The sequence below is a fragment of the Microcoleus sp. N9_A1 genome (genome assembly GCF_036701795.1).
Taxonomy (GTDB): Bacteria; Cyanobacteriota; Cyanobacteriia; order Cyanobacteriales; family Microcoleaceae; genus Microcoleus.
This window is the reverse complement of record NZ_JAUBRI010000011.1, coordinates 50,751-74,625: the sequence shown is the minus strand read 5'-3', so window position 1 is coordinate 74,625 and position 23,875 is coordinate 50,751. Positions and strand designations below refer to the sequence as shown.

The following is a 23,875-nucleotide window of genomic DNA, read 5'->3' as shown; positions in this document are numbered from 1 at the left end:
TTATTCCGTACTTCCACGCAGTGTTTGCAAAACTTTACCAAAAAAACTTGAGATTTTTGCATAAAAACACTGAGTTCACCCTGATAAATAAACAGAAGGGAAATTACGAAGCTAATCGCGCTTGTTGAGATTTATTCAAAAGTCGCATCGCCCGTAACTTCCCGATCGCAATCCGAACCAAATTCCCAAGGGATATTGGAAAGGGGTTGTTCCGATGTTGGTTTAGTCTATTTCCACGGTTGCATTTATTGAGTTGATTTGAGTCAGTAATTGCGACAACAGAGTTGAAGTGCGATCGCATTTCGCGAGACTTCAGTTTGGGTAAATGACGGATCTACGGCAGTTCGAGAGTGCATAAGTGCATAAGTGCGATCGGGCTTGTCGATAGAGTCGCTTTGTCAATTTTCAGAACACATTGTATCTACCACGCGAGGACAATTATCATGGCTACTTCTAAAGAATTTGATTTCGATAAAGTCTACGATCAACTGGTTGAAGATGGGGGTAAATCTCATCTTCTGTATGTTAACGGAATTCGTACTCTTGAGGATGAATTCAAACGTGATCTGAATTTACTTGACGCACAATGGAAAATTCGCAACAATAAATGGGAAAACGGCGCATCAGGTTTCCGAGGTTCAATTGAACTAGATGACAGATACTTAAATACTTCTGGCGGAAAAGATTTTGTAGATCTGCTTTCTTTTGCAACAGATTTTCTTTTTGACTTAGCTATGGAAAGTATTAGTTGGAAAGACACTTTCAGCAAGTCTAGTGAATACAAAAATGCCCAAAATTCTGGATTCGATTTGGGTGATTTTTTTGGTTCAGCACTTGATAATTTCAAAAGTGCTTTTGATTTATTCAGCGAATTCAAAGATTCCTATGAATTAGCTGAAAGCTTTGTCAATGTTTTTGCTAGTGGCGGAAGTGCTGTTGACCTTTTCAAAGATGATGATTTCACAGCTAAAGCAATAACTTTTTTGCAAAAATTTCTTCCAATGCCACTTGATACAGCAATTAACAGTTTGTTAGATAATCTTAACCCCGACTTAAAAGAAGCTCTTAAACAATTCTGGTATGCAGATATTGCACCCAGTCAAGATGTAAATAGCTTGTGGGTTCAAGAAGCAGGTAGCTGGCTGATAACGCCCAACAATTCTCTAATTCTCGTCGGTCATTCTCAAGGCAATTTTTTCCTGGAAGATGGATTGAAAGAAATGGGAGGAGCTGCAAACGCCGATCGAATTAGAGTCCTAGCAATGGGTTCGCCAAGTAGCTATCTAAATGCTGGCGGTCTCAATCTATACAAAGGGCTAAATGTTTCTAACAACAATCTGAAAAACAATGATCCAGTAACATGGCTTCAACTAGATCAACAAAACCCATTTGTCTGGGACAAACTAACTAAGATTTTAAATCTGGGAGTGGGAGTGGTCAGTCCTGGTTTAGCAGAACACGAGTTTAACGTATACCTGGATAAACACAAAGATGTTGTTGATGATTATTTGAAAAATGTTTTCTATGAACTACACCCCAAAGGATTCTATTTCCCCAAAGGAACAGTCTCTACAGGTTCAACAACTGATGATGATTGGGTTCAAGGAGATGGCAACATTCAGAGTGGCTTACGCAACGATGTCTTGCAAGGTGGAGTTGGAAATGACAATTTAAGTGGTGACTCTGGCTTTGACTTTTTAGATGGCGGTGGAGGAACTGATACTGCTAATTATTCCAGCAGTCCAATTGGAATTAAAGTTCGCGCAGACAAAGTTGGCAATTCTGATGTTTACAAAGTTGAAGATGGCTTTGTTGTCAAAGGCGAGAAAACCATCGATACTCTCGGAAATATCGAAATCATTAGCGGTTCCTCCTCTCCTGATACAATGACTGGCGGCGACTACAGCGATATCTTCTACGGTCAAGGCGGAAACGATCTTTTTTGGGGACAAAAAGGAGACGACCAATTCTACGGTGGCACTGATAATGACACAGCTTACGGCGGCGATGACAATGACGACCTCCGAGGTGATGAAGGCAGCGACGATTTAAGAGGAGAAAACGGCAACGACACCCTTTACGGCGGTCAAGATAACGACTTCCTCTATGGCGGCGATGGTGAAGACGAACTTCGCGGCGAACAAGGTGCCGATGAACTCCGAGGAGAAAACGGCAACGACTTTCTCTACGGTGGTACCGAAAATGATTCGTTGTATGGTGGCGATGGTGAAGACGAATTGCGCGGCGAACAAGGCGATGATGTTTTGAGAGGAGAGGTTGGAAACGACACTTTATACGGTGGCGAAGACCAAGACCAACTTTACGGTGGATTAAATGCCGACATCCTCTACGGAGAAGCTGGCAGCGACCAACTTTTTGGTGAAGATGGCGACGACATCCTAGACGGCGGCAGCGACAACGATATCCTCATCGGAGGCAGCGGCGATGACAAACTCTACGGCCGCGCAGACAACGACATCATCCAAGGCAACCAAGGCGAAGATTACGCCGAAGGTGGCAGCGGCCGCGACTTCATCCAAGGCAACGAAGGCAACGACATCCTCTACGGACAAGATGGCAGCGACACCGTAGAAGGCAACGCCAACGACGACTTCATCGACGGCGGTAACGGCCAAGACTTGCTTTTCGGCAATACCGGAGATGACAGAATTTACGGACAAGGTGGCAACGATGTCATCCAAGGCAACGAAAACAATGACTGGCTAGAAGGTGGCGACGGCCAAGACATCATTGATGGCGGTGCCGACGACGATGATATTTACGGACAAGCTGGCGAAGACAATCTTTTCGGCAGTCAAGGTCAAGACTACATCGATGGTGGTGACGGCAAAGATACCCTGTTTGGTGGCTTCGATGACGACGTACTTTTAGGCCAAGCCGACGATGACACTCTCAACGGCAACGCCGGAAATGACGAATTATTTGGCGGTACTGGCAATGACTCGTTAATCGGAGAAATCGGCGACGATTTAATTGACGGCGGCGAAGGAATTGACCTCGTTAATTACATCAATTCTCCCAGCGGCGTTATCGTTAATATTGACGAAAATAGCGACTACGACAACAACATCAACCAACGTTTCAAAGAATTCGTTACCGATGTCAATCCCAGCGAATATTACACCGAACTCGAACGAGATTTTGAAATTGCTGCCGGTACAGGTAAAGATGGTTTTGGCACTACCGATGCTTTGATAAATTTAGAAGATATCATCGGTACTCGCTTTGAAGACATCTTAATTGGCAACGAAAAAGATAACCGAATTTGGGCATTAGAAGGCAACGATTTATTAATTGGTAATGCCGGTAATGACTCATTTTACGGCGGAGAAGGCATCGATATTCTCAGCTACCGCCGCGACCCCAACGGCGTTACTGTCAACTTACAAACAGGCGATGCTACTGACGGCTGGGGAGACCAAGACAAGATTGCTGGCATTGAAAACGTCGCCGGTTCTCGCCATGACGATAATATTACCGGCGACGATACCGTTAACGTTATCACTGGCGATGCTGGAGACGATCGCATTGACGGACTCGGCGGCGACGACAAACTCTACGGCGAATTCGGCAACGACCTAATCTACGGCGGCGAAGGCGGCGACAGCATCTACGGCAACCAAGACGAAGACACCCTTTACGGCGAAGCAGGCCGAGACTACATCCGAGGTGGCGATGCCGACGACTTAATCTACGCCGGTAGCGATGACGACACCGTGGCAGGAGACGCGGGTTACGGCAACGACACGATTTTCGGCGAAACAGGCAACGACTTACTCTACGGTGGCGCTGGCGACGACTTTGTGTACGGCGGCGAAGACAAAGACACCATCTACGGCGAAGGCGAAAACGACAAACTCTACGGAGAAGGAGACACCGACCTCATATACGGCGGCACCGGCGACGACGAACTCTCCGGCGGCGACGATGCCGACACCCTCATCGGCGAAGCCGGCAACGACACCCTCGCAGGCGATGCAGGCGACGACACCCTCGATGCCGGAACTGGCAACGACTATCTCTACGGCGGCACCGGCAAAGACACCCTGAATGCAGGCGAAGGCAACGACAACCTTTACGGCGGCGACGATGCCGACATCCTCCTCGGCAAAGAAGGCGACGACAACCTCTACGGCGAAGAGGGCGACGACACCCTCGATGCAGCCGAAGGCAACGACAGTCTCTACGGCGGCGACGGCAAAGATATTCTTGATGCCGGAGTTGGCAACGACTATCTCTGGGGAGGCCAAGACGACGACACGCTATACGCCCAAGCTGGCGACGACAACCTATTTGGGGAAGGCGGCAACGACTTTCTCGATGCAGGCGAAGGCAACGACAGCCTCTACGGCGGCGACGGCAAAGACATTCTCGATGCCGGAATCGGCGACGACTTCCTCTGGGGAGGTCAAGACGACGACACTTTATTAGCCGAAGCCGGCGACGACTACCTGTTTGGCGAAGCGGGCGACGACTTCCTCTACGCAGCCGAAGGCAACGATTCCCTTGACGGCGATAGTGGCAAAGACTTTCTGAATGCTGGCGCAGGCAACGACTACCTCTGGGGCGGTCAAGACGATGACACTTTATTAGCCGAAGCTGGCGACGACTACCTGTTTGGCGAAGCGGGCAACGACTCACTCAACGCAGCAGAAGGCAACGACAGTCTCTACGGCGACAGTGGCAAAGACATTCTCGATGCCGGAAGCGGCAACGACTATCTGTGGGGCGGTCAAGATGACGACACCTTATTAGCCCAAACTGGCGACGACTACCTCTACGGCGAAAACGGCAACGACTCACTCTTAGCTGGCGACGGCAACGATTCCCTCTACGGCGGCGACAACCGAGATACCCTGTTCGGCGAAGCTGGCAGCGATTTATTAGAAGGCGGTTCCGGCGATGACGAACTCTTAGCGGGCAACGGCAACGATACCCTGCTGGGTCAAGGTGACAGCGACACTCTCTACGGCGGCAGCGGCGATGACATTCTCGAAGGCAACTCAGGAAAAGACTGGTTGTTTGGCGAACTCGGCAACGATTCCCTCGACGGCGGTACGGAAAATGACACCCTCGAAGGCGGCGACGGTAACGACTTGCTGGACGGTGGTGATAATAATGACAGTCTGTTCGGACAAGTCGGTGATGATACGGTAATCGGCAACCGCGGCGATGACATTGTTGACGGCGGTTCCGGCAACGATTTGCTTCAAGGCAACCAAGGGCGCGATCGAATTTACGGTCAAGCCGGCCTCGATACCCTGTTCGGCGGCGGCGATAGCGACACTCTCTGGGGAGGAGACGACGCTGACATTTTGCAGGGAGAATCGGGTACAGATACCCTGTTCGGCGGTAGCGGCGACGACTCCCTCGACGGCGGCGAAGATAATGACAGCCTGTTGGGAGAAGCCGGCAATGATATTCTCGCAGGCGGCAGCGGCGACGACATCCTGGACGGCGGCACCGAAAACGATACTCTCTCCGGCAACGACGGGCGTGACAATTTATACGGCCGCCAAGGCAACGACTTCTTAGAAGGCAATGCCGATGACGATCGACTCTGGGGCGGAGATAACGACGATACGCTGTTGGGACAAACCGGAGACGACCAACTGTGGGGCGAATCCGGCAACGACAGCCTCGATGGTGGCGATGGGGCCGATCGACTTTTCGGTCAAGTCGGCAAAGATACCCTCTCCGGTAACAATGGCGACGACTACTTAGAAGGTGGCGCTGACGACGATAGCATGAGTGGAGGTGCAGGGCGCGATCGAATTTACGGAAACGACGGCAACGACTTCGCCGACGGCAACAGCGGCGACGACTACATCGACGGCGGCGCGAACAACGATACTTTAGCAGGAGGAGAAGGGGACGATCGCATCTTCGGTCAATCCGGCAACGACAGCCTCGAAGGCAACGACGACAACGACTTCATCGATGGCGGTACCGGCAGCGACAACATTTGGGGCAACGACGGCGACGACGAACTCTACGGTCGCGAAGACCGAGATGCGATCGACGGCGGCCGCGGCAACGACCAAATCTACGGCGGAGACGCAGCCGACACCCTCCTCGGACAAACCGGAGACGACAACATAGACGGCGGTTCCGGCGCAGACTCAATTCTCGGCGGCGACGGCAACGATAACATCTGGGCGCAAGCAGGCGACGACTTCATCAAAGGCGGCGCGGGCAACGACAACATTTGGGGTAACGAAGACGACGACACCATTCTCGGAGAAGCAGGGCAAGACAAAATCGACGGCGGTTCCGGCTACGACAGCATCGACGGCGGCGCTGGCAATGACGAACTATTCGGCGGTACCGGCAACGACCAATTATTAGGAGGTGCCGGCAACGACAAAATTGACGGCAGCATCGACGACGACAAACTGTTCGGCGGGGCCGGCAACGACTTGATGTTTGGCAGTCAAGGGCAAGACACGATGTTAGGCGAAGTTGGCGAAGACACCCTCTACGGCGGCGACGAAACTGACTTGATGGACGGCGGCGCGAGTAACGACTTGGTTGTCGGCGACTCCGGCGACGACACTCTCACCGGCGATTCCGGCGACGACACCCTCGTCGGCAGCAGCGGCAACGACTGGATGGGCGGAGGCAACGGCGACGACTTGATGTTCGGCGAATGCGACGACGACACGATGCTGGGAGGCGCGGGTAAAGACACTCTCGACGGCGGTTGCGGCAACGACTTGCTAACCGGGGAAGCCGGCAGCGACTACCTGTTGGGCAACGAAGGCGACGACAGCCTAGACGGCGGCAGCAGCAACGATACCCTCGACGGCGGTAACGGCAACGACTTCTTAAACGGTGGCAGCGGCAACGACAGCCTCAACGGCAACGACGGCGATGACAGCGTTTACGGCGGCGAAGGCAACAACGTGCTCAAGGGCGGCAACGGTCAAGATTCGCTGATTGGAGGCAGCAGTTCCGACATATTTGTACTGTCGCCAAGTTCGGGACTCGATAACATTTTCTACTTCCAGACCGATCGCGATTACTTAGGACTCGCACAAGACCTCACTTTTGACCAATTGCAAATCGTTCAAGGCGGCGATAATTATACTAACGATGCCTTGATCAGCATCGCAGGCACCGGCGAACATTTAGCTTGGTTGAAAGATACTCAATTTAGTGCGATCGACAGTTCTCGGTTTATTTCCATCACCCCCGGAGCCCCGCTGCCTGGAGTTTTCAATACTCCCCCGACGATCGATGATTTAACCGGGGAACCTGTTGAGAGTGACGATGTTCTAAGTGCGATCGACAGCGGTTCTAGCACTAGCTTATCCAGCGCTACTCCTGCATCTACCAGCCTGCCCCAAAGCACGACTACTGCACCGATTAGTCTGTCAACCAGCACAACTGCTGCACCAGCAAGTTTGATTCTGCAACCATTAACAACAGGTACTAATCCAGCAACAGCAACTGCACCAATTAGTCAGCCAAACAGCACAACTGCTGCACCAGCAACTATCACCTTGGAACCATTAACAACAGCGACTGATCCAGCTAGTTTGACAGTAACTTCTGCCAATACTATCCCCGACGATATCTTGCTGAATGGCGGTGCAATTCCCACCATGATGACCTTTAGCGAAACCGACGATGACATCCTGATCTACGACACTAACAGCTTGTTGACTTCTCTAACCAGCGCTCAAATTCAGCCAATTATGCCTTTAAGCGGCACGATCGCTAGTAGTTCAATTTCCCCAATTGCCAATACTTTTGGCAACGACAGCAGCCTCTTAATTACTCCGGCTGCAAGTCCCGGCAACCCGCTAGCAAATAGCGGTTTGACAGGAATTTCTAGCTTGTAGTAATTGTAGGTTTGGTTGAGGGCGATCGAATAAAAACCCGGTTTCTTAAAGAAGCCGGGTTTTTTGCAGTTTTTAAGGTCAAAAGTAAAAAACTGACACTACGAACCTTTCTTCATTTTCATCGTTGTTTTGTATCTAGAAAATTCATTAAAACATTGGCATCCTCAGAGCAATTGTAGGGCGACCAGACAGGATACTCTTGGTTTGCGGCGGAACTAGCAGGCTTTATGCCTTTGTTTCTAGTATGCCAGCAATTTCAATCATTAATTTTCGGCGATCTGGCTTCATATAATCAAGATTTGCTGACCAGTTCAAAATATGTATGATTTCTGCTGATTTACTGGGAGCAAATTGATTATTTGTTACCACTCTTCTTAGTGCCAATAAAGCACTGTATTGAGTGTAGGGCATCTCCATAATACCAACTGCTCTAGAAACTAACAAATTTATATAATCAGTTGATGTGTTCCACTCAACGTGCTGGTAAGCAGACAAACGCTCTCCCCCCTTGTTGCTATTTAATCTTTCATGAACAGGAAAATTTATAATTTTAGGAATTAAAGTCCACATTGTTGAGGAAATTTCGTGCAGTAATTTTGTGCGGTTACGTCCAAATGGCATTTCATCTCTAACCCTATCGTAATAGCCACCCAATTGATCTATCCGCTTCAATGCTTCCGTTGAATCTATATCGTTCGCAGCATCAACTAAAGCTATGGCCTCTCGATAGCGTCCCTCAAGCTGCTGCTGCGTTTCCTGAGATGTTAGATTTATAGCACCAATATCTGATATTTTTTCTTCGTATTTTTCTGATGCTTCTTGAACACCGTATTTTAGTTTAATTCTCAGTAGATTAGTCTCAATTTCCTCAATGCCTTGTTCACGCAACCAATTTAAAGAACCTTGCACTTGCGGAACTTGATAAAGAATCCAAGGAAGTAAAATAGGAATACAAAAAAGAAAGAGAAGAACTAAAGTTACCGATGTAACCTTTAATTCAACTGACAAACTCCAAATATTGCTGTTAAGTTTATCCGATTTAACGCAAATACTGAGTACGCTTAATATGATTAAGATAATGATAGTAATCGAGTATTTTTTTCTCAAAGAAGAGGAAAGAGCTGAATTGATATTCAATCGCTCATCTTGATTAATTTTTCGAGGATAATTTCTATTCATACAAGACCCCACCACACTTTGCACTATACGATCAACCATAGCTATAAAACTAGGCTGATAATCGCAATTCATAGATGATTTTTCGTATCCACAAACAATCTTGTGGGAACTTCATACTGCGGAATTTACAAGTGAGCTTTCGACTGCACCCCCACCGATAAACTAACCGCATAACTTATAATTGTCCCGCAGCTACAGTAGAATACTCTTTCCGATCGACTGATCCGGAACATCTGCAATTTAACTCTGAACAGTCTGAACACCTTCTGCTCTGACTTAATTCAAAAAATAAACCACCCCGATCGCCCTGTTGGTGAGAAAAAGTAACAGGATATGGTAAACTTACGTAAATTACCTCGATCGATTTAAGCTTTGAGATTTGAGATTTGAGATTTTGGAATTAACCTCACCGATCGCCAAATCCTCACATAATTTTATCAAAAATTACCTCCCATAGCACTTATCAGAAAGATGAGGTATGCCTTATGCCCGATGCCCGATGCCCGATGCCCGATGCCCGATGCCCGACAGTACCTCATATGAGAGCTTGAAAGGCTATATCTAGGGCTGTCTCTCGAAAATAATTTCCTCATATAATTGCTCGATCGGCAAACTTAGATTGATACTTTGAAACTCAACCCGTTCGCCCTCCCGATAGCTCAAAATCACCCATTCACCAGCATCATTTTTATGATAAATATCGATCGCCACCTCATCATAACTTGCTAATACATAATCGATAAGATTGGGGTTGCGGCGATACTTTTCAAACTTCTTCCCTCGATCGTAAGCTTCGGTGCTATCCGATAAAACCTCCACAATTAAGCAGGGATAGGTAATATAAAGAGCATTCTCGCGATCGCGCCCGTCACAAGTCACGCTTAGATCGGGATACGTATAGTTGGGTGTATTGAGAATGTTAACCTTTAAATCTGAATTAAAAACACGACAAGGATTTCCCCGCAAGTGCGCTCTGATTAAACTACCAACATTTAATTTAATCGCACTATGATTTTGAGTGCCACCACCCATTGCATAAACCCGACCATCGATCAGTTCGTGTCTTTCTAGCTGCTTTTCTTCCCAACTAAAATACTCTTCCGGTGTAAAGTGCCGATCGTTATCTCGTGCTGCTATCATCACAATACTCCATTAATCAAAAGTTAATAATACCAACTCAAAACTCGATAAAAAGTGACACGCTCTGGTAAACTTACGTAAATTATCTCGATCGATTTGAGATTTAAAATTTTGGAATTAACCTCACCGATCGCCCAATCCTCACATAATCTCGTCAATAATGACAGAACCACCTTCACAAAAATCAACGTTGAGATGATAGTCCTCAATTAACGCGGTTCCCATCAGCGGACGACGCCCCATTGCCAACACAATGACCTCGCGTTCTACCCCATGCCAGATAATTGTTGCCAGATGTAGCCGTGTCATAACGCTAGAATCATCCGCTGCTTGGCACGTTGTGCAACTTCTTCGCGGCTTAAAAGGATTGCCTGCATATATTGACTCCCGATGCTAGGCTTTTCTGTGACTCCTTCTATGATAGCGCACGGACAAGTAGGGCGATCGTTGCAGTTAATTCAATAAATTTGTTTGATTTTCCCAAAAGCAACTCTAACCCATAATATGTAACCGGAAAAACCTATTACTCTTGGGAATAAAAAAGGTAAAACCGATGACTGAATATAAATTAACGCCCGCAAAGTACAGTAGTTGTTTCCCTAAACCGCATTCACTTAGAAAACTATAAAACTAATGATGCAGCATCAACAAAACTGCTAGAACGTTGCAGTCCACACCCAAGGAAAACTCGGTTTCTTTCGTCTGATTGCGTAAATCCTGTACTGAATTAATCACAACTGTAAAATGTTGTTACAAGTAACTTGACAACTGTGACTAAATCTATTTTAACTGACTATAATTGGAAAAAAATCGTTTTGTAGGGGAAATTCCATGCAGAAACTAACTCGAATTTTATTCACTACAGCTTTAACCCTAAGTATCTTGTGTTCTCCCACAGCAGCTTTCGCCAAAGCGAAAATTCAGATAGCCATCCTTTTAGATTCTAGTAATAGCATGGATGGATTGATCGACCAGACGCGCACTCAACTTTGGCAAATTGTGAATTTTTTAACTAAAGTAACCAAAGATGGTGAAGTGCCAGAGTTAGAGGTTGCCCTTTACCATTATGGTAATGACAGCTTACCTTCCTCGGAAGGTTTTGTCAGATTATTAACTGGATTTACTCCTGAATTAGATTTAGTTTCCGAAAAGCTGTTTAGTATCAAAACCAACGGCGGTCAAGAATATGCTGGCTGGGTAATTCGTTCAGCAATGCAAGAATTAAACTGGAGTAAAAATCAAGAAGATTTTCGCGTGATTTTTATTGCGGGTAATGAACCATTCGATCAAGGCCCAATAGTTTGGAATCAATCTGTCAATCTCGCTGTCAAAGGAGATACCCTCGTTAATACAATCTACTGTGGTTCAGCCGAAAGTCAGGAGCGAAGACTTTGGGCATCAGGAGCCGAGTTAGCAAAAGGCAGTAGCTTCAACATCAATCAAAACCAACAAATTGTGGTAATTAAGTCTCCTTACGATGACGAAATTTCTAGTTGGAACACTAAACTAAATCAAACCTACATTCCCTATGGTAGAGAAGGAAGAATAGGACAACAACGTCAAGAAGTTGAAGATAGTAATGCTGGCAGAAATTTGCTTATGCGTGGTGTTTCCAAAGCTTCTGAATACTATGATAATGCTTCTTGGGATTTGCTCGATGCTCTCGAAAACGGAAGAGTTACGCTGGAGTCACTATCAGACGATGCTTTGCCGGAAATTATGCGTGTTATGACTCTAACAGAAAAAAGAGCATATGTAGCTGCCAAGAAAGCCGAAAGAGAGAGCATTAAAAAGACAATCCGCGACTTATCTCAAAAGCGAACCGAATATGTTGAACAACAGCGCCAATCTAGTACCAATAGAGGCGAGAATACTCTAGATAGCGTAATAATTCAAAGTCTCCGCCAACAATTAGCTGCTAAAGGATTTAAGCTTAATTAAAAGAACGCAGACGAAATTTCATCTGCGTTCATCTGTGTTTATCTGCGGTTAAAAAATCAGGAATTATGCAAGTGTCACAATTAGTAAGGCACTCTACTATCCCAACCCCTCGATAATCCGTCGATCGTGAAAGTAGTAGAGCACCCTACAAGTTGATTGTCCTCATGCCCATTGCATAAGTGCTGTTGAAAAAACCGGGTTTTTATTATGGGTTGTTTTCAAGCGCAAGTGATTCTCCGATTAGACTGTAAAGTTCTCTAAGTTGCTCAGAGTCCAAAGCTTTAATTAGTGCCTCTCCAGCTCTTTTGGAATTATGTCGAGGAATCTTTACATATAAAGGGGTATTTAGGCTACTAGATGGAACTTTTTCTGACCAATCTTTCACCAGTTTCCGTCCCAGATCGGTGATTTGGTAATAACCACGTTTATTACCAGATAATTGTTCAATCCATCCCAAGTCTAGCCAGCATTTTTGCCGGAGATATATTGGGCTAGATGTGAGACGCAATACTTGCTTAATCTTGGCTGCATTAATAGGCTGATTATCCGCACAACGTTGAACCAATTTAGAAAAATCATGAAGATATTTTGACGGAATTCCGTGTTCTTCAGCTTGGTCTTCGTTAAGCTCAAACGTCTTTGCATTAGGTGATGCTAATTCTTGAATGATTTTGTCAATATCTGACGGATCGCAACCCAAACCAAATGGTGGTTTAGCCTTGCACAGTTCCTCATAAGTATTGAATGGCTTTCCGCGATCGTCAACAAGCTGATGATAGCCAGAGAATTGCTTCATCAGATCGCACCATGCTTTCAATTGTTGAGCATTGAATGCAGCATCATGTAGGGCTGATTGCAGTTCCAGCCTTACAGCGATCGCCCAGGGGCGCGATCCAGGAGGTGCATTCAGTTCGCCTGCATTGCCGAGAGTTTCTATGTGAGCTTTCAATTGTTCATTGGATAGTTGCTTTGTAGCCATGCCCACACCTGCCTCAATTCTTCAAGTGTCATTGCTGCGCGTCCCTTGCGAAATTGTTTGACAATTTCCCCATTAATGGTTTTGAACTCCATACCATTCTTGGCTGTATAGTGACGGACATAATTTTCAATTTTGTCTCGTATAATATCGCGCTCTTCACTGGGAGTTAAAGTTTCTTTTTTCTCAATTAAATAATCATGACTATCTTTGGCTTCTGGCTCCTGATAAGCATCTAGAAATCGTTTCATTTGCACGGTACTAATTCCACCCAATCCAACCTTTTGCATTGCTGATTGGATTTGAGCAGTCTCAGCATAATCAACTGTTTCCCCATTACTTAAATCAGATGCTCTCGATCGTGTCAAGCTTGAATTTAATGCGATACTACTATTATATCGCCGATCGTTACTTTTGGCATCATTATCCCCAGTACCACCATTATCATTATCACGCTTATTTAATTCTCTTTCTCTAAGAATTGGCTGTTGTTCCGCTATGATATCTTGTACGCATTTAGTAGCCAACTGGTCATCTGGAAGATAAATCAACCCTGTTTTTTTCAAGTCTCCAGCTTCTCGATCAACTCTCGCAGCCCTTGCCCATGATTGTTCGAGCCAAGGCTTACTTCTGATATTAGTTAAACAGGCAACATGGGTAATTGCCGGAACATCAAGTCCTTCATAAGCCATTGCCACTGTTACTAAAGCATCAACTGCCTTTGAATCGCCGTAATTGTAGTGCTTCTTAAATCTTTTAATTGAGGCTTGCGCTTCTTTCGATTCATCACTTGTGGCTTTTAAGGCTTTGACTCCTAACTTTTTCAGCCAATCCAAATATTGATTAGCTGTTGCTATTGATGGTGCGAGTACCAATAGTTTAGATCTGTGGTTCTTTTTTTTATGTGACTTCCAATTATCAACACACTTTGTGAGTAATTGCTCGGCGTATCCGGTACTAAGCGCTGTGCGAAGTGCTATACCCCTATAGTCTCCAGCCTCTGCTAAGCTTTCGACTGAACATTCTTGCCCTTGCTCGTCGATCCATTTAGCCTCCCCATCACCCCATTCAAAATGGAGAGGAACGATCGCACCCTCTCTGAGTGCTTGTCCTCGCGTATATTCAATAACTACGGTATCTTCACTACTAGATAGGGTGGGAGTAAGACCGCTAGGAGTTGCTTTATAGGGCATAAAAGCAATTGGCTTCCGATCTCCACGTTCACCAGTTCCTGTTACCAAGATAACCAATACAGCATTATCTACCAACGGCTGCAACGCTCTATGCCATGCTCCATCTTCCTCAACATGATGAAACTCATCCAGCACTAAAATATAACGCTTGCGTCGAATCTCTTGAGCATGAAGGTCAGGACTTGCTGTAATAGCCTGGTATGTAGCTGCATAGCCAGACATTCCCTTGCATGGATTAGGCTCATTATTATTTGCCATAATTCTATGCTGATGCCCTAGCATATTTTTGAACTGCCAATCTTCAAATTGTTCTTCTGCTTGATTTTGGAGATTGAGTCTAGGAACCACCCAACAAATTGCATCAGCTATAGTTCCATGAAAGCTGTTCCCAGAATTAGGATTTGGAATTAATTGTGCTGCTGCAATTACTGGGATAAGACTCTTACCGCCTCCAGGCGTAACAAGCATGAGAATTTTTTTTATTTGTGCTCCAGCCTGTATGCGTTTACAGATTTGATAAAATTCATCTTGATGTCTTCTTAAATTAAGAGGTTCTTTAGGAGATTGTGAAAAAATATCTAATTGGATTGCATCTGTCATGTTTCTGTTCTCCTCAGCAGTTTTTTGATAATGACATTTAGGGCATAATGCCTGCATTTCATGGACATTGGTTCTCTGAGTTTCTGCCCATCGCTCAATATGATCTGCGTGCCAGTCTGAAGGCAAACCACATCTGCAATGCTGGCACTTGCCGTTGGCGGCATACCAGAGGGCAGCGCGTAGCCGTTTCGATCGAAGGAAGCGACTCTGATTCTGCATCTGAAAAAGCTATAAGGCTTACGCAGCAAGTAAAAAAATCTACTGTAGAAATTTTATCTGTTTTTGAAGTTTTAGTCAACATCAAAATTTTATGGGCTAGCTGTCTCCATTTTTGTGAATAGGACGATCGTGAAGCAGCGACATCTTGCTGGAACAACGCCGTGGCGATGACTTGTTCTGCTGTTCCGGTAGCAACATTTCTTAATGCGGTGGGGTTGCCGTTTCTTGGCTGTATTGGTATGATAACGTATATCGCGCAACCGCGCAACCGCGTAAACCCGTAAACCCGTAAACTCGTAAAATGCAGTCAAACTCATCCGCAGTCAACCACCGCCTCGCCAGATGCGAGAATACGGTATGCGCGTATGAGAGACATGGCTAAAAAAATTCCACCTGAAATGGCTGAACTAAGCGTTTACGTAGATAAAAAGCTAAAGCTGCGATTCAAACTAGCTTGCACAGCTCAAGAAAAGCCGATGAGCGAAGTCATCGGTTTATTGATAAAGCAATGGCTAGAGACAGCAGAAACCCCGCCAGAGCCTAAAACTCAAGCGGGGCAAAACGTTCAAGACTGAGGAGACATTAAGCGAGGGACAAATGTTGAGAGACGCAGACAACCCAGAAAAATCTTGGGAAGACTTGGAAGCCGAACTCGCTGAACACCCGGACAGACCTTTTTATGCTCGGAGTGACGCAGAAGCTGCTAAGCGATGCGAACAGCAAAACCGCGAAGCAACAAGACACCCCGATGCAACCGGAAGAACCTATTACACCTGTGATGAGAAAAAAAGGAAAAACCGATGACCGAATATCAATTAACACCAGCAAAGTACCACCATGTACAAGTAGTTGTTTCCCTGAACCGCGTTCACTTAGACAGCTATAAAAACCCTGATGAAGCATTGACAAAACTGCTAGAACTTGGTTACACTCCTGAATTGCGATATCAATGGAATCCAGAGCGAAACGAATTTGATTTATACGCCCTAATTCACGACTTACCGCTAGAAGAATCGCTAATGACCGATAAAAAGTGTCAGGAGTTTTTCAAGCATTTCAAACACAGCCAAATATATTCGATCGGGTGCGGTAACACTGACCCCGATTGGCTATTTGCTTGGGGTTTTGATGACCCCCGCCGTCACGCTAAGCCAGAAGAAATTGAACCTTTACCAGCAGCTACAGCAGCAGCTTAATGTGATAGTGTAGGTTGGGTTGAGGAACGAAACCCAACATCCAATTAATCAGTGTTGGGTTTTGCTATCGCTCAACCCAACCTACAAAATAAAAGCATCCCAATCCGACTACTTCGCAGCAGGTAAAGATAACTGAGGCGAAGGATGAGAATAGCTGCCATTTTCAGCAATCACCAAAGGCGGTTCCTGCGACAACAAAAACTCGCGAATAACCCTAGCAACTGCTCTTTGAGCTAAACCGCCGACTACTTTCTGACCCATGTTCTGCACTTCCGGTTTCACCAACAACTGCGGCAGTAGCTGCAATACTTTCATCGTGTCAAAACCTGGAGTTGATTGCAAAATATCCCAAATCCGCTTGATGTGTTCTAAGTTTTTTTGTTCGGTTTGTGAAACCACAGGTTGATTTGCCTTGACTCCAAACCATTCGCCGACAACTGCTTTGGCGTTAGCAAAAGCATTGCTGGAAAGTGTGTCGAGACTTTTTACCAATTCAGCGACAATCCGATCGCGAATAAAATCTCCCCTTTCAGAAAATAAATATTCTAAGGCTTGATTCATGATTTTGCTGACATCGTAATCGTCACTCTCGCGGGCATTGTTGAGCAAGTTTTCTAAGCGGTTCCAGCGGAATTCGCCTTGTTTGAACAGCAAATCTTTCAGAGATGCTCTCAATTCCGGTGCGGGGTCGCTCAACAGCCGTTTTGCTACGTAAGGATAGGCTTTGCTGAGCACTTTGAATTCCGGGTCAACGTTGATGGCGATGCCTTCTAGGGTGACGAGCGATCGAATAATCAAAGCGTAGTACGCTGGAACTCGGAACGGATATTCGTACATCACGGCGGAAAGTTCGTCAGTAATGCTTTTGAAATTGAGTTCGGCAACGCTAGCACCCAAAGCATTGTTAAACACGCCGGCCAAAGCTGGAATAATTGGCGTTAAATCGGTATCCGGTGTCAAAAATTCTAACTTGACATAATCTCTAGCTAAACCTTCAAAGTCGCGGTTGACCAAATGCACTACAGCTTCCAACAAGCCGTATCGCTGATAAGGTTTAACTTCGCTCATCATTCCGAAATCGAGATAAGCTAATTGACCGTCAGGAGTTGCCAAAAGATTGCCTGGATGCGGGTCTGCGTGAAAGAAACCGTGTTCTAGAAGTTGTCTGAGAGAGCACTGCACCCCCACTTCAATTAAGTAAGGAGCATCGATTCCTTGAGCTTTAACGGCTTCTAAATTCGTAAGTTTGATGCCGGTGATCCACTCCATTGTTAAGACGCGGCGGCGGGTATATTCCCAGTAGATGCTGGGAACATAAATGTCTTTGATGTGGCCGTATAGTTGGGCAAACCGTTCGGCATTTTGACCTTCGTGGGTGTAGTCCATTTCTTCGTAAATGCGCTCACCCAACTCGTCCATAATGCTTGCGAGGTCACTGCGAATTATTTTGAAGTTGTTTTGTGCCCAAACTGCAACGCGCCGCAGGATGTAGATATCTAAGCCGATGTTCTCGGCTAAGCCTGGTCGCTGGACTTTGATGGCGACTGTTTCTCCGGTTTTGAGTTTGCCTTTGTAGACTTGTCCGAGGGATGCTGCTGCGATCGGATCTGCACTGATTTCTGCGTAGATGTCTTTGGGGTGGGCTCCCAATTCTTCTTGGATGAATTGATATGCTACTTCGTTGGGAAATGCTGGCAATTGGTCTTGCAGCGTTGTTAGTTCTTCTAAATATACTGGCGGTACTAAGTCGGGACGTGTTGAGAGTGCTTGTCCGATTTTGATGAAAGCTGGGCCGAGTTGAGCCAGAATTTCTCGCAGTCGGACGGCGCGACGCTTTTCGTTTTTGAGGGTACGACCTGTTTTGCCGTCGAACCACAAACTGAAGGCAAAGCTAAAAAATGTCCAAACAACGCTCGACAGCCTTCCCCAGACTTGTAGAGGTCGATTTTGGTACAGGGCTGCGATCGCCACGGGATCGTACCGAACAGCATCTCCGGCCAACTCGAAAGCTATTTCTCTGACTGATTTGAGCCGATCGTCCGTTACCACCTCCGTCTCTAGTGATACTGGTACTGCTTGCAGGGGAATTGTATTTGCATCTTGGAGATTGCCGAGTACAGCCTGAGTCCCTGAATTTACATAAGTTTGCGGGGAGGCTGGCGATACTGTCTTGACATTCATAAATCAGACCTAGTGTGAAGCATTGTAAATATATTGTAACAATTTAAGGAAGAAGACCCTTCTTCCTTCTTATATACTTACTCGTCGCTGGATTTTTTGAGTCGATCGCGAATGCCTGAAAGTTGCGATTTTGTGCTGACGGGCGATCGAGGTTGGGGCATTTCGGTATCGGGCCAGTTCGGTAAATCGTTACAGGGACAGAACTCCGGCTGCATCCCGTTTTGTTGGAACACTACAGGCATAGCGCAGCGCGCGCAGGGACTGATTTCCCATGCTGGTGTCAGCAGTTGGGCAATTGTTTCGTTTGTGCCTTGCAGGTAGCAGTCTCCGCTTTCGGGGGAAATGATTTTTTGCCAGCAGTCTTCAAATTCGCGGCTGTAGCGATCGCCCGCAATTACCGATTTTGGCAGCAGCGCTTCGGAACCGTTGCGAATTAATACTTTTTTGCCTAACTGAAACCAGTAAGCAATATATTTTTTTACTTCAGTATTTGATGCCATAACTTTTTGTCAATCCTGCGATTAGTTGATGATTTTAAGCTTAGAAATTGAAATTTGCACTCTTGTTCAAAAGACATTTTCTATTTTACATTTTTGCAAAATTTGGCTATTCCTCGTATCAAATTGTTGTGCGGGTTGCCCGATGGAGTATTTTTTGCGAGTAATTTTTGTGAGGTTTGAGTTTTCAATCTTAGTTAGAACTATACCTGATTTTTAGTTAAAATTGTTCATCGGGAAACCGACATTTTTTCTCCCTTGTCGATCGGGACTCCGCCTGTTAATTTTTCGCAGCAGGCGGCAGTGGCGTACCCAGAGCGCTCAAATTCAAGGCGTAACCTCCGGTAGCGAGATAAACAGTATCGGCGATCGCCCCGATGTGGCGGACGAGAGTGCCGAGGCGATCGCGAAACAGTCGCCCCGCCGGATAAGCAGGCACAACACCCCATCCGGTTTCTTCTCCTACAAAAATTACATCGGCCGCCGTTGACTTCAAACTAGCGAGCAAATCTTGCTGCGTAGTAGCCCAAACTGCCGCTTCTTGTTCCAAAAGATTTGCTGTCCAAGTTCCTAGAGAATCAATTAACAAGCAATCCGACGGTTGGCCGGCACGCACAACTTTCGGTAATTCGATCGGCACTTCGAGAGTTTTCCAATTAACTGGACGGCGATTTCGGTGCTGTTCGAGACGACGAACCCACTCCAAATCCGCTTCATCAACCAAGCCGGTAGCCACATAGATTACTTGTTTTCCTGAATCCGCCGCCAAAGTTTCGGCCCATTCACTTTTGCCACTTCGGGCCGGCCCAGTTACTAAGATTATTTTAGTCATTTATGGTTGGTTATTTGTTGTTGGTTATTTGTTGTTGGTTATTGGTTATTTGTTATTGGTTATTTGATTGCCAATTATTTTAAGGCGATAATAGCATTAATGGGACAATATAGCGGTTCTCAAAAAAGTGAGGTATGCCATATCCCCGATGCCCGATGCCCGATGCCCGAAGCGTACCTGATCTTTCTGAGAAAGGCTATATCAGAGTCAGTCGATCGAGCTTCCTAGCATAGCCGTTTTCTTTTCAAGTGAGGTACTACTAATTCGCAATTCAGGTAGAAGAAGCAAGAAGCAGAAACTATTCCCAATGCTCAATCCCTCCGCTTCGCTTCGCCCAATGCCCTGTTTGGCCAATGCCCGATGCCCGATGCCCAATATTTCCCAAGCTGTTATTTATGCCAGATCATCCTCAGATCTCAGCGATTATTTGCACCCACAATCGCGCCGCCTATTTAGCTGGGGCGATCGACAGCTTGCTGGTACAGGATTTTCCCGACAACTTTGAAGTAGTAATAGTCGATAACGGTTCTAGCGATTATGCGACTGCCGAAAGTTCCATTTCGCGCACCCGTGAGGTGGTAGAAGCGAGACTGGGCGATCGACGGCTCAAGTACGTATGGGAACCCGAAATCGGTCTGTCAGTAGCCCGGAACACTGGCGCAAAGGCAGCTCGTAGCCAAATATTGGCTTATCTCGATGACGACGCTATTGCTGAGCCGAATTGGCTCAGGGTGCTGCACGCGGCTTATCAAAGCAATCAAAAACTAGCCATAGCAGGCGGCAAAGTTAATTTGCTGTGGCCTGCTGGAGTCTCTCCGCCCGACTGGCTGTCGCCCGGATTGGCCCAGAATTTGGGAGTTTACGATTTGGGCGATACTTACCAGTACGTGACGACAGCAGGTTTGACTCCCAGGGGCGTAAACTACTCGATCCGGCGCGATTTTCTCGAACAAATTGGCGGCTTCGATGTCAAACTCGGTAGAGTCGGCAAAAAGTTGCTGTCAAATGAAGAATTGCGCGCCACAGAATTAGCATTAGAGTTAGGTTGGCAAGTAATTTATCTGCCGTCCGCGTTGGTGATGCACAATGTTGCCCCAGAACGGCTCAACAAAGCTTGGTTTCTAGAGCGCGGTTGGTGGCAAGGCATCAGCGAGTGTTATCGGGAACAATTGTGCGATCGAGCCGGTATTGCTCAGCTTGGGCGGGGGGGTGAAAGAATATTGAGGGGTGTATGGAAGTCTTTTAAATATATTAGAGATCCAGGGCTGCGCTTTGAAAATTTCGTTTTTGCCTGGGGTCAAATCGGTTATTTGATCGCAGCCATCCGCGGCCTGATTTTTGCACCGAAATCGACCAGCAGGCATTAGGCTATAGGCAATATCCCTCGCTGCTCAAGTCGTCGGCGCGGCTGTGCCGATCGCAATTCATCCACCAAAACTCGACCGCATTTAGGTTCAAGCACTCGATTATGACATCTAGTTCATCCAAGATTCCGGTTTCAGTTCTCATTCCGGCAAAAGACGAAGAACTTAATCTACCTGCGTGTCTAGCCAGCATTGCCAGGGCGGATGAAGTTTTCATGGTTGATTCCCAAAGTAGCGATCGCACGGTAGAAATTGCCATCAGCACTGGCGCAAAAGTAGTGCAGTTTTACTTTGACAACCGCTGGCCGAAAAAGAAAAATTGGTCTTTGGACAATCTGCCCTTTCGCAACGAATGGGTATTAATTGTCGATTGCGACGAGCGCATTCCGCCGGAACTTTGGGACGAAATCGCGCAGGCGATCGAAGACCCGAATTTTGACGGTTACTACCTCAACCGCAAAGTCTTCTTTTTAGGTCAGTGGCTGCGTTACGGCGGCCGATATCCCGACTGGAATTTGCGTTTGTTCAAGCATCAAAAAGGACGTTACGAAAATCTCGGCACTGAATCCGTCCCCAATACTGGCGACAACGAAGTTCACGAACACGTCATTTTAGCTGGTCAAGTCGGCTACTTAAAAAATGACATGATCCACGAGGATTACCGCGATTTATTTCACTGGATAGAACGGCATAACCGCTATTCTAATTGGGAAGCTCGGGTTTATTACAATATTATTGAAGGGCGCGACGACAGCGGCACTATTGGCGCTCACTTATTTGGAGATGCAGTGCAGCGGAAACGCTTTCTCAAAAAAGTTTGGGTGCGGCTGCCTTTTAAACCAATGCTCAGATTTATTTTATTTTACTTCATTCAGCTCGGCTTTTTGGATGGAAAAGCTGGCTATATTTATGCAAGGTTATTGAGTCAATATGAGTATCAAATTAATGCAAAACTTTACGAGTTGCGTTGTTGTGGCGGTCAGTTGAATGTGGCAGAACCAGAGCCTACTCTGTCGCCGCCAGTAGTTATCACTCAGGAGACAGAAGTGAAATTGCCTTAATATTTTGGAGGCATGGGGGAATTGGGAATTAGGAAGTGGTAGTTGGAAATTAGGAAAGTTAGCCCCTACCGAGTGGGTTGAGGGATTTTCATTTAATAAGTTCTTCGAGGGATGGAAAAAGCAATTTTTCTGCGCTCACTTTTTCGCAGTCGCAAGGCGGTTGAGTTGCGGATATTGCTGATACTTTTCCCAGCAGCAATTGGATGCTTTCGATTAGCAATGGTAGAGTTAATAAAATAATTGATGCAGAGACTAGCAAGCTAATTAAGCCGTCAGCCCAATTCCAGTGCAGCCACGCGACGGCGATCGCAGCTAAAATTACTCCAACCGACGAAAAAATGTCGGCGACTGCGTGCAGAAAGGCGCTTTTGAGATTCAAGTCGCCGTGACAGCAGGAATGCAAACAACAAGCATTAATCGAGTTGATGCTTAAACCGACTATGGCGGTAATTAACATCGGCAGCCCTTCTACTTCGGGAGTTGGGGACTGCAAACGGGCGATCGACTCTGCTGCAATCCACAGGGCGATCGCTACTAAACTGATACTATTAATTAAAGCAGCAATGATTTCTCCTTTTTCAGGGATTGGCGATTGTGCGATCGTACAATCTACGGATTTACTTTTGCGTTTGACTGAGGAGTACCAAGTCGCTGTCAAAGTTATTGCTAAAGCTGCTACATCTGAAAAAACGTGACCCGCGTCTGCTAATAGGGACAAACTATGAGAATTAAGTGCGGCGATTAACTCTGCTACAAAAAAGCTGCTAAGCAGTACCAATGCTGTTTGTAAAAGTCGAACTTTGCCAATTCTGGGATTTGTATTCTCGCATTGTGGGAGATCCTTGGCGTTTTCAGACTCAAAATTGTCCCTAACTGGAAATATCATGCAGCAGTCCTTAAGGTTAAATTCGATTTTAAATTAAACATTAAATTAACTATCAATGACCGATTATATACCAAATCCCAACCAAGATCAGGAAAATTTGATCGCAAATTCCCCAAATCCTGAAATAAACCCTAGTCCAATTAGCGACAATCACGCAAATACTTTGACAGGCGAATCTTTGGTTGATTTGCGCCGCTACGATCAATCAAAGTTCGATCGGGGAAAGCCTACTTGGCTAATTTTGCTTTGGTGGTTCGTCCAGGCGATCGCATTTCCCCTCACTCCACACCCTTGTAATAGCATCAGGAGCGGGCTGTTGCGGTTATTTGGAGCAAAAATAGGTCGCGGTGCGGTGATTCGCCCTACGGCTCGTTTTACCTATCCTTGGAAAATTGAAATCGGCGATTACAGTTGGATCGGAGATGATGTTGTATTGTACAGTTTGGATCGAATTGCGATCGGCAAACACTGCGTCATTTCTCAAAAAAGTTACCTCTGCACCGGCACTCATGACCCTCAAGATCCAGCGTTTCGCTTAATCACAGCACCTGTTATCATAAATAACGGCGTTTGGATTGCCGCCGACTGTTTCATTGGCCCCGGCGTCGAAATCGGTGCCAACGCTTTAATTGGAGCTCGCAGCAGCGTCTTTAAAAATATGCCAGCCGGCTTTATTTGCATGGGAACACCCTGTCGTGCCCGCTACCTGCGAGAAATTAACCAAAGTTCATAAGAGACATTG

Annotated in this window: 18 protein-coding genes and 1 pseudogene; 8 read left to right on the top strand and 11 right to left on the bottom strand. The window is 46.2% G+C overall.

Annotated elements, in window-relative coordinates; translation table 11 throughout:
* Positions 1-443: 443 nt before the first annotated feature.
* Entirely contained in the window at positions 444-7,868 is a 7,425-nt protein-coding gene (locus tag QUA58_RS07565) for a hypothetical protein (RefSeq protein ID WP_333393530.1), read from the top strand.
* A gap of 225 nt (positions 7,869-8,093) precedes the next feature.
* On the opposite strand, the gene QUA58_RS07560 is transcribed toward QUA58_RS07565, so the two are convergent.
* The 3 genes from QUA58_RS07560 to QUA58_RS07550 all read right to left on the bottom strand — a co-directional run bounded on the left by QUA58_RS07560 (position 8,094) and on the right by QUA58_RS07550 (position 10,496).
* On the bottom strand, positions 8,094-9,119 hold the full coding sequence (locus QUA58_RS07560; protein ID WP_333393528.1) for a hypothetical protein: 1,026 nt from the start codon (positions 9,117-9,119) through the stop codon (positions 8,094-8,096).
* Positions 9,120-9,608: 489 nt separating this feature from the next.
* The gene (locus QUA58_RS07555) at positions 9,609-10,187 is read right to left on the bottom strand and encodes a Uma2 family endonuclease (protein WP_333393526.1); all 579 of its coding nucleotides are present in this window, start codon (positions 10,185-10,187) and stop codon (positions 9,609-9,611) included.
* 141 nt (positions 10,188-10,328) lie between these two features.
* Positions 10,329-10,496: a hypothetical protein gene (locus tag QUA58_RS07550; RefSeq protein WP_333247620.1), complete on the bottom strand. Its 168-nt coding sequence runs from the start codon at positions 10,494-10,496 to the stop codon at positions 10,329-10,331.
* Positions 10,497-11,018: 522 nt separating this feature from the next.
* On the opposite strand from QUA58_RS07550, the gene QUA58_RS07545 reads away from it, so the two are divergent.
* Positions 11,019-12,128 carry a hypothetical protein gene (locus QUA58_RS07545; RefSeq protein WP_333393524.1) on the top strand — a complete coding sequence of 370 codons (1,110 nt, stop codon included), beginning with the start codon at positions 11,019-11,021 and terminating at the stop codon, positions 12,126-12,128.
* A gap of 205 nt (positions 12,129-12,333) precedes the next feature.
* On the opposite strand, the gene QUA58_RS07540 is transcribed toward QUA58_RS07545, so the two are convergent.
* From QUA58_RS07540 to QUA58_RS31490, 3 genes and pseudogenes are all read right to left on the bottom strand, one after another.
* Positions 12,334-13,107, bottom strand: coding sequence for a hypothetical protein (locus QUA58_RS07540; protein WP_333115549.1), 774 nt, complete (start codon positions 13,105-13,107; stop codon positions 12,334-12,336).
* A complete protein-coding gene (locus QUA58_RS07535) occupies positions 13,074-14,897 on the bottom strand; it encodes a DEAD/DEAH box helicase family protein (RefSeq protein WP_333393523.1) in 1,824 nt (607 codons plus the stop codon). Before QUA58_RS07535 ends, QUA58_RS07540 begins: the two co-directional genes overlap by 34 nt.
* A 27-nt stretch (positions 14,898-14,924) precedes the next feature.
* Positions 14,925-15,116 (bottom strand): annotated as a pseudogene (locus tag QUA58_RS31490) (HNH endonuclease); the annotation flags it as partial.
* A gap of 374 nt (positions 15,117-15,490) precedes the next feature.
* Here QUA58_RS31490 and QUA58_RS07530 point away from each other — a divergent pair.
* Genes QUA58_RS07530 through QUA58_RS07520 form a run of 3 tightly spaced genes read left to right on the top strand, consistent with a single transcriptional unit; the run spans position 15,491 to position 16,312 of the window.
* Positions 15,491-15,691, top strand: a complete 201-nt coding sequence (locus tag QUA58_RS07530; RefSeq protein WP_333393522.1) for a hypothetical protein — start codon at positions 15,491-15,493, stop codon at positions 15,689-15,691.
* 22 nt (positions 15,692-15,713) lie between these two features.
* The gene (locus tag QUA58_RS07525; protein WP_190663068.1) at positions 15,714-15,920 is read left to right on the top strand and encodes a hypothetical protein; all 207 of its coding nucleotides are present in this window, start codon (positions 15,714-15,716) and stop codon (positions 15,918-15,920) included.
* Positions 15,917-16,312 carry a hypothetical protein gene (locus QUA58_RS07520; protein ID WP_333393521.1) on the top strand — a complete coding sequence of 132 codons (396 nt, stop codon included), beginning with the start codon at positions 15,917-15,919 and terminating at the stop codon, positions 16,310-16,312. The genes QUA58_RS07525 and QUA58_RS07520 overlap by 4 nt, the downstream gene beginning before the upstream one ends.
* A gap of 108 nt (positions 16,313-16,420) precedes the next feature.
* Here the strand turns inward: QUA58_RS07520 and QUA58_RS07515 are convergent, their stop codons facing one another.
* The 3 genes from QUA58_RS07515 to cobU form a co-directional block, all read right to left on the bottom strand.
* Entirely contained in the window at positions 16,421-18,493 is a 2,073-nt protein-coding gene (locus QUA58_RS07515) for an AarF/ABC1/UbiB kinase family protein (protein ID WP_333393520.1), read from the bottom strand.
* 77 nt (positions 18,494-18,570) lie between these two features.
* On the bottom strand, positions 18,571-18,993 hold the full coding sequence (locus QUA58_RS07510; protein WP_333393519.1) for a hypothetical protein: 423 nt from the start codon (positions 18,991-18,993) through the stop codon (positions 18,571-18,573).
* 277 nt (positions 18,994-19,270) lie between these two features.
* A complete protein-coding gene (gene cobU, locus QUA58_RS07505; RefSeq protein WP_333393518.1) occupies positions 19,271-19,822 on the bottom strand; it encodes a bifunctional adenosylcobinamide kinase/adenosylcobinamide-phosphate guanylyltransferase in 552 nt (183 codons plus the stop codon).
* A gap of 395 nt (positions 19,823-20,217) precedes the next feature.
* Here cobU and QUA58_RS07500 point away from each other — a divergent pair, with 395 nt between their 5' ends.
* Positions 20,218-21,189 (top strand): glycosyltransferase family 2 protein, encoded by a 972-nt coding sequence (locus QUA58_RS07500; protein WP_333247596.1) that lies wholly within the window; start codon positions 20,218-20,220, stop codon positions 21,187-21,189.
* Position 21,190: 1 nt separating this feature from the next.
* Here QUA58_RS07500 and QUA58_RS07495 read toward each other — a convergent pair whose 3' ends face one another.
* A complete protein-coding gene (locus tag QUA58_RS07495) occupies positions 21,191-21,403 on the bottom strand; it encodes a hypothetical protein (RefSeq protein ID WP_333247943.1) in 213 nt (70 codons plus the stop codon).
* Here QUA58_RS07495 and QUA58_RS07490 point away from each other — a divergent pair.
* Complete coding sequence (locus tag QUA58_RS07490; protein ID WP_333209095.1) at positions 21,312-22,247, top strand: glycosyltransferase family 2 protein; 936 nt, start codon at positions 21,312-21,314, stop codon at positions 22,245-22,247. The genes QUA58_RS07495 and QUA58_RS07490 overlap by 92 nt on opposite strands.
* Before the next feature lie 88 nt (positions 22,248-22,335).
* On the opposite strand, the gene QUA58_RS07485 is transcribed toward QUA58_RS07490, so the two are convergent.
* Complete coding sequence (locus QUA58_RS07485; protein ID WP_333393517.1) at positions 22,336-23,133, bottom strand: cation diffusion facilitator family transporter; 798 nt, start codon at positions 23,131-23,133, stop codon at positions 22,336-22,338.
* A gap of 55 nt (positions 23,134-23,188) precedes the next feature.
* Here QUA58_RS07485 and hpsU point away from each other — a divergent pair, with 55 nt between their 5' ends.
* On the top strand, positions 23,189-23,866 hold the full coding sequence (hpsU, locus tag QUA58_RS07480; protein ID WP_333393516.1) for a hormogonium polysaccharide biosynthesis acetyltransferase HpsU: 678 nt from the start codon (positions 23,189-23,191) through the stop codon (positions 23,864-23,866).
* The last annotated feature ends 9 nt before the right edge of the window (positions 23,867-23,875 follow it).

Coding starts and splice junctions, on each gene's coding strand:
- QUA58_RS07565 (WP_333393530.1), top strand. CDS start 444: ATGGCTACTTCTAAAGAATTTGATTTCGATAAAGTCTACGATCAACTG.
- QUA58_RS07560 (WP_333393528.1), bottom strand. CDS start 9,119: ATGAATTGCGATTATCAGCCTAGTTTTATAGCTATGGTTGATCGTATA.
- QUA58_RS07555 (WP_333393526.1), bottom strand. CDS start 10,187: ATGATAGCAGCACGAGATAACGATCGGCACTTTACACCGGAAGAGTAT.
- QUA58_RS07550 (WP_333247620.1), bottom strand. CDS start 10,496: ATGACACGGCTACATCTGGCAACAATTATCTGGCATGGGGTAGAACGC.
- QUA58_RS07545 (WP_333393524.1), top strand. CDS start 11,019: ATGCAGAAACTAACTCGAATTTTATTCACTACAGCTTTAACCCTAAGT.
- QUA58_RS07540 (WP_333115549.1), bottom strand. CDS start 13,107: ATGGCTACAAAGCAACTATCCAATGAACAATTGAAAGCTCACATAGAA.
- QUA58_RS07535 (WP_333393523.1), bottom strand. CDS start 14,897: ATGACAGATGCAATCCAATTAGATATTTTTTCACAATCTCCTAAAGAA.
- QUA58_RS07530 (WP_333393522.1), top strand. CDS start 15,491: ATGGCTAAAAAAATTCCACCTGAAATGGCTGAACTAAGCGTTTACGTA.
- QUA58_RS07525 (WP_190663068.1), top strand. CDS start 15,714: ATGTTGAGAGACGCAGACAACCCAGAAAAATCTTGGGAAGACTTGGAA.
- QUA58_RS07520 (WP_333393521.1), top strand. CDS start 15,917: ATGACCGAATATCAATTAACACCAGCAAAGTACCACCATGTACAAGTA.
- QUA58_RS07515 (WP_333393520.1), bottom strand. CDS start 18,493: ATGAATGTCAAGACAGTATCGCCAGCCTCCCCGCAAACTTATGTAAAT.
- QUA58_RS07510 (WP_333393519.1), bottom strand. CDS start 18,993: ATGGCATCAAATACTGAAGTAAAAAAATATATTGCTTACTGGTTTCAG.
- cobU (WP_333393518.1), bottom strand. CDS start 19,822: ATGACTAAAATAATCTTAGTAACTGGGCCGGCCCGAAGTGGCAAAAGT.
- QUA58_RS07500 (WP_333247596.1), top strand. CDS start 20,218: ATGCCAGATCATCCTCAGATCTCAGCGATTATTTGCACCCACAATCGC.
- QUA58_RS07495 (WP_333247943.1), bottom strand. CDS start 21,403: ATGAAAACTTCATCCGCCCTGGCAATGCTGGCTAGACACGCAGGTAGA.
- QUA58_RS07485 (WP_333393517.1), bottom strand. CDS start 23,133: ATGATATTTCCAGTTAGGGACAATTTTGAGTCTGAAAACGCCAAGGAT.
- hpsU (WP_333393516.1), top strand. CDS start 23,189: ATGACCGATTATATACCAAATCCCAACCAAGATCAGGAAAATTTGATC.